7 protein-coding genes are annotated in these 11,129 nt (G+C 52.8%); 4 read left to right on the plus strand and 3 right to left on the minus strand.

Features of this window, described 5'->3' with window-relative positions; translation table 11 throughout:
* A partial coding sequence (locus tag LX87_RS28165) for a hypothetical protein (protein ID WP_211325392.1) occupies window positions 1–257 on the minus strand: 257 nt, incomplete at its 3' end.
* Between the two features lie 390 nt (window positions 258–647).
* Window positions 648–1,085: an RrF2 family transcriptional regulator gene (locus LX87_RS28170; RefSeq protein WP_111631639.1), complete on the minus strand. Its 438-nt coding sequence runs from the start codon at window positions 1,083–1,085 to the stop codon at window positions 648–650.
* Between the two features lie 108 nt (window positions 1,086–1,193).
* Between LX87_RS28170 and hmpA the strand changes: the two genes are divergently transcribed.
* From hmpA to LX87_RS28185, 3 genes are all read left to right on the plus strand, one after another.
* On the plus strand, window positions 1,194–2,399 hold the full coding sequence (hmpA, locus tag LX87_RS28175) for an NO-inducible flavohemoprotein (RefSeq protein ID WP_111631640.1): 1,206 nt from the start codon (window positions 1,194–1,196) through the stop codon (window positions 2,397–2,399).
* A gap of 139 nt (window positions 2,400–2,538) precedes the next feature.
* A complete protein-coding gene (locus tag LX87_RS28180) occupies window positions 2,539–2,811 on the plus strand; it encodes a hypothetical protein (protein WP_111631641.1) in 273 nt (90 codons plus the stop codon).
* Window positions 2,812–2,986: 175 nt separating this feature from the next.
* Entirely contained in the window at window positions 2,987–5,881 is a 2,895-nt protein-coding gene (locus LX87_RS28185; RefSeq protein WP_146624605.1) for a PAS domain S-box protein, read from the plus strand.
* A gap of 143 nt (window positions 5,882–6,024) precedes the next feature.
* Here the strand turns inward: LX87_RS28185 and LX87_RS28190 are convergent, their stop codons facing one another.
* Complete coding sequence (locus LX87_RS28190; RefSeq protein ID WP_111631643.1) at window positions 6,025–8,466, minus strand: ABC transporter permease; 2,442 nt, start codon at window positions 8,464–8,466, stop codon at window positions 6,025–6,027.
* A gap of 594 nt (window positions 8,467–9,060) precedes the next feature.
* Between LX87_RS28190 and LX87_RS28195 the strand changes: the two genes are divergently transcribed.
* On the plus strand, window positions 9,061–11,129 hold a 2,069-nt coding region (locus LX87_RS28195), incomplete at its 3' end, for a PAS domain S-box protein (protein ID WP_146624606.1).

Consider the following 11,129-nt stretch of genomic DNA (forward strand, 5'->3'; position numbering starts at 1 on the left):
CGGACCAGTGCCTTAAAATGGGGCTTGTTAAACCGTGAACAGGGGCAGTCCGGGTTAAAAAAATGCAGGAGAACGGGTTTATTGGCCGGTAACGCCAGGCGGTCCTGTAAAGCAATCACGGTTCCGGTTTTCACCGGCTTATAATTTTCGGGGACGGGCGTAGGCAACTGATACAGCCAGTCGTTATACCAAAACAAGGCTATAACCGCTGAAAGCAGCACCAATAACCACATCATCACCAAACTTTTTCGTATCATAATACGTGCTTTATTTGCTCCCATAAACCCACTGACAGCGCAAAAGCCGCTAATTGTTCAGTTACACTGTTGTTGGAAAGTAGCTCGTGGCACTAGGGAAAGGCAATAACAATGCCATGTTTATATCTATAAGTGATCGATAACATTTACGATAGCTTTAGCGGTATTACGGTTACTTGAGTCGGTTGCCGGGAAACTAAACCTGCCTGACCGGGAGTTTTTACCCTGCTTAAAGGAAACCGCTGATTGTGGGCCGGTTCATAGAGTAGATACCGCCGGGCTGTCTGGTGAGGGCATGAACCGATAGAGCGGTTTGGTCCCTCTCCATAAAAATAAACAGTTGGGTTACCTTAGTATACAACTGGATACCGACGCCCCGGCCCAACCACTTTATTTCTTTAATGAAAGCAGGCCCTTCAGTAGTTCTTGATTGAATTCACCCAGAGTGGTTTGATGCAGCAGTAAATAAATTTGGTCCCGGATCGCTTTGAACTGGTTGTGTAGGGGGCAGGGGTTGATCTCCGAACATTGTTTGAGCCCCAGTGCGCAACCATAAAATAGACCGTTTCCGTCTACCGCTTCGACTAGATCACTCAGCGGTCTTGCCCGCGCAGCCTCATCGATATAAAATCCACCGTTGGGGCCTTTGGCGGACTTGATCAGTCCTTTTCGGCTTAAATCCTGAAGAATTTTGGCCAGATAAAGCTCCGGCGAATCAATGCCGGCAGCAATGTCCTTGATGCCCACCTTACTGCCCAAAGAGGATTTGTGAGCAATGTAAAACACGGCCCGAATCGCGTATTCACATGTTTTTGAAAAGATTGCCATTGTTTTTGAAACAAAAGTAAAAATAATTAAAAGATATTCTTGTCCTTTTCTGGATCCGGGGTTAAGTTTGCCATTAAAAGATAAAAAGGTATTAATATATTATATAGCATGACAACTGAACAGAAAGAATTTGTGCGGGCCACCGTACCGGTCTTAAAAGAGCATGGCGTAGCCTTGACGACCTACTTCTACAATCGAATGCTGACGCATAACCCCGAGTTGAAGAACGTCTTTAACAGCGCCAACCAGCGGACCGGAGCACAGCCTACCGCACTCGCCATGTCGGTGCTGGCCTATGCCGAGCACATTGATAATCCGGGCGTTTTAACGCAGGCTGTTGGCCGCATCGCCCATAAACACGTCAGTCTGGATATCCGTCCGGAGCAGTATGCCATTGTGGGCAAGCACCTGCTGGCGTCCATCCGTGAAGTATTGGGCGAAGCAGCCGGCCCCGAGTTGATGGACGCCTGGACAGCGGCCTATAACCAACTGGCCCAAATCCTGATCGGGGCCGAAGCGAATTTATACCAGGGTTCGGTTGATAAAGAGGGTGGCTGGAGCAGCTGGCGTCCATTTGTAGTTCGGCAAAAGGTGCGCGAGTCAGCCGAAATCACATCGTTCTACCTGTATCCTACTGATGGCGGTAAGGTGGCTGATTTTTTGCCGGGTCAGTACATTACCGTGCGCTTGTTTGTGCCCGAGTTGAACGTACTTCAGCCCCGCCAGTACAGCCTATCCTGTGCGCCCAATGGTAATTATTACCGTATTTCCGTCAAACGAGAATCGGGCGATCAACAGCGGCCTGCGGGGTATGTCAGTAACATGCTGCACCACCAGGTTCAGGAAGGCGCAATCCTGGAAGTGGCTCCTCCAGCCGGAGACTTTACCCTGGATATGGATAAAACCAGCCCGGCGGTATTCATTAGCGGAGGGGTGGGCTTAACGCCTTTTATGAGCATGCTGGAGTATCTGATTCAGGCGGGGAAAGACCGGCCCATCACCTGGATTCACGGCTGTCGGGGCTATGAGGTCCACGCCTTTAAAGACACCGTAAGCGAATTAAGCGATCGTCATGGTGTCATGTCGGTGCATACCTTTTACGACCAGCTTGAGGACCAGACGCAGGATAACTACTATGAAGGGTATGTAGACCTGAGCAAAGTGAAAGATGCCATTGTCCCGCAGGCGGATTATTACATTTGTGGACCCGGTATATTCATCAAAAAGCATTTTGATTACCTACGCTCGGAGGGGGTGGACGCTTCGGCCATTCATTTTGAAGAGTTTGGGCCAGCCATCCTAGTGGTAGCCTAACTATAAAGAAGCCCTTAACCGGGCTTTTTTCTTGCGCCATACATCACTGCCTGGGGTAGCTATCATTTTAAAGACTTTTCAGGCCGGTTCGTAGTCTAATTGTTTCCGTATTATTTGTGTGGGACAAAAAAGCATTGATATGACCTCGAATCAGGGGATGAAAAATGTGGTAAAGTTTCGGCTTACGGGCACACCCGAAGGTAATCTGCTGGTGAGCTTCTATTACCTGGATATCACCAGTCAGGAAGCGGTCAACTGGCACATTGCCGAGCAGTTGGTGGATGGACGGCTGAGCGCCCCGGTGTTGTATGAAGGTAATTTGCAGAACAACAAGGTGTACCCCCACATCTACAAGCTGCTCGAGCGAGTAGAACCCTACGTCAACTGCGTACGCATCGAACGGGTCCCCTAGTCTCCTCTCCCCTATCTAGCTAGCTACAGTCTATCAAAAAGCCAAACGACTCACGAATCCGGAATCAGAATATACACAGAGCCTCCTAAGCGTTTACCGGAAACCTTTGGCTTAATTCTTGCCCAATAGGTTTGTGGCTTTCCTGAGCACCTCGGGTTTGACCACCTTACAGTGTATGACATCGATTGATTCTCCCTATCAGCTTCAGCAAGTGGCCTGTTTGCAGCAGCTTATTCCTATTGCCGTGCTGCATTGTCTTCCCCTACTGGAAAATGACCAGCTCGTCGACTTTCGCTATTCATGGGTCAATCAAAAAGCCGTCGAACTATCGGGGCGCGGCCAGCAGGCTTTTGAACACCAGACGATGCTCACGCTGTTTCCCTCCGCTCGAGCTTCGGGTCTGTTCAACCGCTTTGTCCAGGTTTGGCAAATGGGCGATCCGTTGCGCTTTGAACACCCCTACACCCGCCAAGACCGTACCGGCTGGATCGATATCACCATTGACAAACAATACGACGGACTCCTCATTACCGCAACGGATATCACCCCCTTCAAAGAGGCCCAGCTGGCTCTGGAGCAACAAACCCAGCAGCTGTTAAACATAGCCCAGCAATTGCCGGCGGGATTGGTCCTGTTTGAGCCGGTTTATAATCCGGTCGGCGATCTCGTCGACTTTCGCTACGGCTTAACCAATCCGGCCAACGCCCACACCTTGGGGTCTTCCGTTGAGGATCTAACGGGCCGAAACCTGCTGGAGCTGTATCCAGCAGCCCGCCGGCTTGGCACCTTCGGCCGGTTGAAACAGGTGCTGGAAACGGGGGTTTCCATGCAATATCAAACGCAGTACCAGGCTGACGGGCTGGATTTGCGGGTGGAAGGGCACTTAACCCGCATCGACCAGGGCGTATTGATGATGTATCTGGACCAGACGTCCCTACAGCAACAAGCCCAACAGCTTCAGGATAAAAATGAGGAGCTGCACTTGACTAACCAGGCATTAACCCGCGTCAACCTGCGCCTGGAGGGGCTACAGGCCATCGAGCGGACCTTGCTTGACCGCCATTCGAGCGATCAGAGCCCCGAAATGACCGCCCTGGCGCACACCCGCCAACTGGTTCCCTGCCAGCAATTGGTCGTCTACCAGTTTGATCAGGAAATGGGCCTGGCGCGCTCGAAAAGCTGGCTTGTGGGCCGAAAGGTGGCGATTCATATAGGATCGGACCTGCCGGCCCACCTGTTTCACATCGAACCGTTGCTCAGCGGCCAGCCCTGGGTGATTGATCAATTACAACCCCAGCAGCCGGGTTTGCCCCCCGAACTGCTCCTCTACCAGCGCGGCTACCGCTCACTGCTGGTGGTGCCCCTATTCAGTCAGCAGCAGTACATCGGCGCCTTTATCCTGCTGGCGCAGACCCCTCATTTCTTTACCCAGGAATACCAGCAGATTGCCCAGGAAGTCGGCAGTCAGTTAGCCATTGTCCTCGAGCAGCAACGCATGGAGCAGCAGCTCAAAGCCTATACCCAGCAACTGGAAAGCCGGGTTCGATATCGAACCCGGCAGATCAGCCAGTTATCCGCCCTGCAACAGGCCATCCTTAAACATGCCGGTCAGGCCATTGTTTCAACCGACCTACATGGTGTGATCCAGACGGCCAACCCGGCTGGTGAAAAACTGCTGGGCTATGGCCAGGGCGAGCTGCTGGGCCGACAGGTTTGGATGAGCCCCAAATCAACCGACCAGAAGCCTGCCCTCATCGGCGTTCAGGCCAGCCAGACTGCCAGGCCCGTTTGGAAAATAATTGAGCCGGTGCTGGCCACCCACGAGTACTTCCACGGCGAATGCCATGTGCTAACCCAGACCGGCGTTAGTGTACCGGTGCTATTGACCGCCAGCGTTTTGCAGGATGAAGCCGGAACGCGGGTGGGTTATGTGGGTATTGCCACGGATATATCCGCTCTGAAAGCGGCTGAAAAACAGTTACGGAACCTGAATCAGCGGTTTGAGCTGGCCACCCAGGCCGTGGGCCAGGGAATCTGGGAGAATGATCTGGAGCAGGGCAAACTGATCTGGGATGACCGGCTATGGGAAATGCACGGTATTGAACCCCAGGGACCTGACTGGAGCCTGCGGGAGTATATAAACCTGGTTCACCCCGACGATCGGGCGAGTTTTCTGGCCGGTACGCACTATGTCTCGCCCGAGGACCGGCTGGCGAATGTGAGCCGCATTATCCGGCCCGATGGAAGGCTGATCTACGTCGAACACCAGGCGCTGGTGGTGCGGAACCCGCAAGGGGCTCCGGTTCGGGTTATTGGTGTGACCTGGGATGTAACCGAGCGCAAACAGGCCGAGCAGGCGTTGCAACAAGCATTGCAGCGGGAGCAGGAGTTGAATAGGCTCAAATCGCAGTTTGTCTCAACGGCTTCGCACGAATTCCGGACGCCCCTGACAACGATACAATCCAGTGCAGATTTAATGGAACTGTACCTGAAACAACCACCGGAAATCGCCGGGCCAGTGTTGGAAAAGCACTTAAAGGTTATTGGCCAACAGGTGCATCATCTGGATGGGCTGCTATCGGACTTGCTGACGATGGGCCGCATTGAAGCGGGCCGAGTGGCATTTACCCCCCAGCAGGTTGACTTATCGGAATTGTGTCAGCAGGTAATTGCCGACCACTTTAGCCACCAGCCGGACGGTCGGGTGGTCCAGGTGTCGGTGGCCGGTGCCTCATACCGGGTTAATCTGGATAAAAAGTTAATGGGTCATGTACTGACCAATCTGCTTTCCAACGCCTTCAAGTTTTCCCAAACCAACCCCCGGCTAGTGATTCGGTTTGAAGATCAAATGGTTGTCCTGGAGGTAATCGACGAAGGCATTGGCATCCCCGCCCAGGACCTGCCTACCTTATTCCAGACGTTCTCCCGGGCTCGCAACACCACCGCCATCCAGGGCACCGGTCTGGGACTGGTGATCGCCCGCCAGTATGTGGAACTGCACGGGGGCACGCTGACGGTCCAAAGCCAGGAACAGCAGGGAAGTACCTTCAGGCTGATTTTACCCCGGTAAGTCTCGGGTTAAACTACTGCATTGGCCCATCTGCTGATATTTGTTCAGGTCATAGAAACCCGTCTGATTGTTCCAGAACAAAAGCGGAACACGTGTCAACGGATCGGCTCGCCAATTACTCCACATAAAGTACTCGGAAACTTTTATTCGCTCTGGAGTACTTTCGCCGGATTACGCTTGGCCGCCTTCATCGTCTGCGATCCGATCAGCATGAAGGCAATCAGCAATACCGCCAGCAAGCCGACAAACAACTCGGCCATCTGCACGGGAGTATGATATGGGAAATGGGTGAGCACCACGTTTTCGAAGAACAGGTACGTTACGGGCAGCGCGATGAGGGTCGCTATGGACAGTTGCAGCAGAAAACCGCGGCTCAATAAGTAGATTAAGCTGCCCGCACTGGCGCCCATCACTTTACGGATACTGATCTCCTTCAGCCTGGTTTCAGTCGTAAACACCACCATGCCGAACAAGCCCATTGATGCGATTGAAATAGCCAGCAATGAAAGGAAGCCAATGATCTTGATCATGGCAGAATATTCGCTGTAGGCCTCTTCTATTTCTTCGTCGTAGAATTTAGCCCGAAAGGGATGAACACGATCGATCTTTTTCCAGACCGACTCAATCCTGGCTCGGGTTGCCAGCAGGTCTTTGCTTTGTATTCTGGCATTGATGATAGCCGGATCCTGGGGCGTCCAGAACAGGAAAACGACCGGCCCAATGAGGTTGTCGACCTTCCCATAGTGAAAGTCTTTTATGACGCCAACAATGGTCATCGGGCGTCTAAGTCCCTGGGGATTACTGAATGTGATCACTTCGCCGATGGCTTTCCGGGGATCGTTGGCAGCGATGTTAAATCGTTTTAAAACCTGCTGATTCACGATGATCTCCCTGATACCGTCGGCGGTAGTGGGCCGTGTCCTAAAATTTCCTCCAGCCAGAAGCTTGTATTCATGCAGCGACAAGTAGTTTTCGTCAACGTGGTTGGTCATTACCAGGGCAGAGTCGCGCGAGTCTTTGTATTTGATAAATCCACCCCAAGCATTCCCGACACTGGTGGTAATCAACGACCGCGACAGCGCCGTTACTTCGGGCATCTGGCTCAGTTCCTTTAGAAGCGCATCCGGTTTATTCCCCTGCATATGAATGTTGAGAATATTTGCTGTGTTGAAGCCCAGGTCGAAGGTCAGAATGTTTTTGTACTGCACATAGCCGATGGCGGTGGTGGTAATAAAGATCAGGGTAAAGGTGTATTGAATCACTACCAGGGCGCGTCTGAGTATTACATAGTTGAATAGTTTTACCGACGAGCTATTCCTGAGCGCATGAATAGCGCTGACTCTCGCAAAGAACAGGGCCGGCATCAGGCCAGCAATAATTCCTACAGTAACCGAAAAGACGATAAAGGCTATGATCATTGAGGGAGTAAGCTCAAGCTTCACCGTACGCTGCATTTCCGGAGCCAGGCTAATCAGCTGCGGCCGCAAGGCCAGAAAGAAGAAGCAGGAAAGCAGAAGGGCTACCAGGGAGATCAGGATTGCCTCCACCAGAAACTGTTGCCATACCTGGCTCCTGTCGGCACCGATCGCTTTGCGAAGACCGACTTCCTTGAATCGGCGCATGGCTCGTGCCATCGAAAGATTGGTATAGTTGAAACAGGCCGACAAGATCACCACGAGTGCCAGCCCACCGAGTATCCAAAGCACAACCGTCGGCATGTGAGGTCCCACCGAGCCAGGACCACCCTCGGAGCGACGGAGACTCTCTCCGACCACAATCTTGTATAAAGGAAGAAGCTCAAGTTGGATCTGCGTGTTTGCTTCGACGCGATTTTCCTCCTTTGCAAGGGCGTCAAGCTGCGACTGGATGGAAGCGATGTCGGCATTTTCGGGCAGCAGCAGGTACACGTAGTTCGACGACATACTTGTCCATTTTTCGAAGTTGTCGTTGTTCTTATTGAGCTGCCCGGCCGTTGCCAGTGATACCAACGCTTCGAAACGGAGGTGCGAAAAGAAGGGAACGTCCTTCATCACACCCGTCACCTGGTAATCGAGTGTATCGAACCGGATCACTTTACCCAGCGCAGATTGGTTACCAAAAAGCTTTTTCGCTGTCGTCTGGGTAAGAACAATCGAATACGGATGTTTCAGTGCCGTGTTCGGGTTGCCTTCCAGCATCGGAAAGGTAAAAATCCTGAACAGCGAGGGTTCCGCCCACAGGCCCTTGATCGGGAGAATCCTGTCGCCAATCCGGGCATCCTGCGAAAAGTCATTCCGCATAATTGTCACCTCTTCAATGCCGGTCACTTTCTGGCGGATTAGCTTTCCGGTCTTTATGGATGTGGTGGCAAATTTGTCGCCGGAACGCAGACGGCTTTGTTCATGACTGGTAGTCAGCACGTTGGTGATGCGATAAATCCTCTGCCCATGCTGGTGGAACCGGTCGTAGGAGCGCAGATCAAGCACGAACGCGATCAGCAGCAAGCCGACAGACATACTGATGGCCAGACCCAAGACATTGATGAAAGAGAACAGCTTGTTGCGCCTTAAGTTGCGTGCTGACGTTTTGAGGTAGCTTGCGATCATGATCTCGTTGATAAAAAGGTTAACAAATTGGAGTCTTCGTACCGAATGTAATCATCATGCAACCGAAGCGCGGCTACTTAATTGAGTAGTAAGGCAACCCAAAGAGGCTAAAAACATAATTTGAAACGGGCCTCTTTGACTAAGAGATACAGCGACCAAATCCAGTGCCAGCCCGCAAAGGCGCTTCAATCCGTTCATATAGACCGTTGTTGAGTCTTTTTACCGGTATGGTTGTCCAAAAACGGACAATTCCAGTCTGAAAACGGACACCTCATTAAGCAGCCATCGTGAAGCCATTCTACATTGCGTAGGGTTGTTATTGTTGCGGAAAAATTACCGCTGGCGGGAAGTGGCTTTTGATGGTAGCAAAGTCAATCAATCCGACGGAAGTGCTGAACGTACTCTCCTGCCTTTTTAGCCGGGCTAATTCAAATATACGATTACTGATGAGAGTCGATTTGTGAACCAGAAAAGACTGACCCACTGGAGTTCTCTATCATTAACTTCCGATAACCGCTTGTAGCCATCAAGACTCGCCGGAAAACTAATTAAGCAATAGTTAGTTTACTGCACGGCACTTCTCCCTCTACAACCATGTCTAACGGACAATCCGATGCGTTGCTTCCCAGCTACCGAACGGCTTTTGAGTCGATGAGCCAGGGATTTTGCTTGTTAGAAAAAGTGCCTACCCCAGCGGGTACCCCGAGCGATTTTCGTTTCCTGTTGACCAATCCGGCCTTTGAGCAACAGAGCAGTCTTCAGAATGTTGTAGGCAAAACCATTTTGGAAGCGCTTCCCGGAACCGAACCGCAGGTAATGGCCTATTATGACCAGGTTGCCTTGACAGGCCAGCCGGTGCATTTTCAGGTCTACCTTTCGGCGCTCGACCGCTGGATGGATACCCATGCCTTTCGACTCGAAGGCCATGATCCACCCCGGGTCGCCGTGCTGTTTGCCAATATTACCGAAAATAAAAAGGCCGAAGAAGCGCTGCGTCAATCCGAACAAAAATACCGTACCTTATTTAATTCCATTGACGAGGCCTATGCCTTCTGTCAGATCATAACCGATCAAGCCGGCCAGCCCGTGGATTACCGTTTTCTGGAAATGAATCCCGCTTTTGAGAACATCACAGGCCTTTGTATCGAAAAGATACTGGGCCAAACGGCCCGTCAAGCCATACCCGGCCTGGAGGATTTCTGGATTGAAACCTTTGGCCAGGTGGCGCTTCAGGGCCAAACCCTGCGGTTTGAAAACCAGTCCGCCCCCTTAGACCGCTGGTACGATGTGTATGCCGGCCCGGCTGGTGAGGCTGGCAGCGGCTTGTTTGCGGTGGTCTTCAAAGATATTTCCGAGCGCAAACGACAGCAGGCTCAACAAGCCCTGTTAGCCGAGATTATTGACGCCATTTCGGAGCTAGCCGATCCAGATCAGATCATGGACCTGGTGGGTCAGAAACTGATGGCGGTTTTGCCCCTTTCTTCCTTTAGCATCTGGCAGATTCTCCCCCATTCCGATGAGGTCACCCGGCGCTTCATATGGGCCAAAGACCCCCGGCCCATTCCCCAGCAGGCCAACTTAAGGGAATTCTTTGACCGGCAGGCCAGCGACTTGATCCACCAGGGCGAAAACCTGGTGATTACCAACACCCAAACCGATCCACGGGTGCAGGGCCCGGCTTTCAAGGCTCTGGGCATTGGTTCGTATGTAGGATTACCTTACCGCCAGGCGGAAAACTGGAAATCGATGCTGTCTTTCTTCTCTCCCATTGCCTACGACTGGCAGCCCGACCAGATTGCCCTGCTGACGGATGTGATGAACCGGCTGCTGCCCCGCATCGAACGGGCGCAGGCCGAAGCAGCCCTAAAAGCCAGTGAAGCGCGGCTGAAGGCTTTTTTTGAAAGTCTGCCCCTGGGGGTGGGCGAAATAGATTGTAACGGTAAACTGGTGCTCGCTAACCGGGAGATGCAGCGCTTTGTGCCGAGGGGAATCGTACCCTCCCGCGACCCCACCCTCCAGGATCGCTGGCAGGCATATCACCCGGACGGCCGTCGTCTGCATCCGGAGGAATACCCCAGTGCCCGGGCGTTGCGGGGTGAGCGGGTGGTGCCGGGTGTGGAGATGCTTTACACGGATGATGAGGGCCGTCCCATCTGGACGCGTGTGGTAACCGTACCGATCTGGAATGATGAGCGGCAGATCACTGGAATCGTCGCCATCGTCACTGATATCAGCCAGTTGAAACAGGCGGAAGAGGCCCTTCGGCTCGCCGACCGGCGCAAGGACGAGTTTCTGGCCATGCTGGCCCATGAACTGCGCAATCCCCTGGCCAGCATCCGCCTAGGCTTGGGCCTGCTGAGCTGGACAGACGAAACCGATCCAGTGCAACAGCAAACCGTGCGCCTGATCAATCAGCAGGTGGATCACCTGGTCCGGCTGGTCGATGAACTGCTGGATGTGAGCCGCATCAGCCGGGGTAAAATCCAGCTCAAGACCCAGCGCCTGGAACTGGGTGCGCTGATTCAGGATGCGGTGGCAGCCATTCGTCCCCAGTATGAGGCCCTCGGCAAAGGGCTCCACTTCACTCCTTGGGGAAAACCGCTCTTTGTCCAGGGCGATGCCACCCGGCTGGGGCAGGTGGTCACCAACCTGCTGACCAATGG

Origin of the sequence: Larkinella arboricola (assembly GCF_003259745.1) — a bacterium.
GTDB classification, from domain to species: Bacteria; Bacteroidota; Bacteroidia; order Cytophagales; family Spirosomataceae; genus Larkinella; species Larkinella arboricola.

Bases quoted from the DNA above. Each gene is read 5' to 3' on its own strand.
- LX87_RS28190 (WP_111631643.1), bottom strand. From the start codon at position 8,466: ATGATCGCAAGCTACCTCAAAACGTCAGCACGCAACTTAAGGCGCAAC.
- hmpA (WP_111631640.1), top strand. From the start codon at position 1,194: ATGACAACTGAACAGAAAGAATTTGTGCGGGCCACCGTACCGGTCTTA.
- LX87_RS28185 (WP_146624605.1), top strand. From the start codon at position 2,987: ATGACATCGATTGATTCTCCCTATCAGCTTCAGCAAGTGGCCTGTTTG.
- LX87_RS28180 (WP_111631641.1), top strand. From the start codon at position 2,539: ATGACCTCGAATCAGGGGATGAAAAATGTGGTAAAGTTTCGGCTTACG.
- LX87_RS28170 (WP_111631639.1), bottom strand. From the start codon at position 1,085: ATGGCAATCTTTTCAAAAACATGTGAATACGCGATTCGGGCCGTGTTT.